Genomic DNA, 751 nt, shown 5'->3' on the forward strand with positions numbered 1-751 from the left:
CTATATTAATATAATGAAAACCATCCACATCTTTTTGGAAAGCGATGGCTTGCGTTACACAATTTGTATTAATATGAGCAGGGAGGGGAAGCTGTACCAAAATGCCATGGATTTTGGGGTCAGAATTTAATGTTGCAATAAGTTGAAGGAGTTCTTTTTCTGATGTTTCTTTGGAAAGCATATGTTTGATTGAAAAAAAACCACATTCTTCGGCTTTTTTGCTTTTTGATGTGACATATACATGACTTGCGGGATCATCTCCAACAATGATGACAGCAATACCGGGTTGTATCTTATAGTTATTGCGGAGTTTTATTGTTTCATCCTTAACTTTCACGATAATCTCTTCAGCAAGCTTTTTTCCATCGATAATATTGTTCATGGGAACGATCCTTTCATAAGGGCTTTTTTTGTAAAGCATTTGCTGACGATCCAATAGAGCTTTGTAGCAGTATTAATCTGGAAATGCTAAAGGTGGTTCGAAAGTGTTAGATATTTTTTTGTTTTTAGAAGGCTTTAAAATAATTGCTTTGTTACAAAGCAGCAACATTGCTGTTCCAATAAACTTTGGATAAGAACAGGAATAATTAAATTATTAGATGAGATATGACGGATTTTAGGATTATAAGAAGTTTTTTAACGATAATTTAAGTATACTTTTAATCTGTTATAGGGGCGAAAGTGTAGAGGAAGATTGTGCGCGCCAGAATAATAAAGTTTTTGAGCGGGGTTTTTATTACAATTGTTTTTT

At 33.4% G+C, this 751-nt stretch carries 1 protein-coding gene; it reads right to left on the reverse strand.

Going from position 1 to position 751, the window contains the following annotated elements:
* The coding region (locus ACFIK8_RS11230; protein WP_375669472.1) for a tetrahydrofolate dehydrogenase/cyclohydrolase catalytic domain-containing protein at window positions 1-382 on the reverse strand (382 nt) is incomplete at its 3' end.
* Window positions 383-751 lie beyond the last annotated feature (369 nt).

The sequence above is a fragment of the Bartonella sp. MR168JLCBS genome (assembly GCF_042194175.1).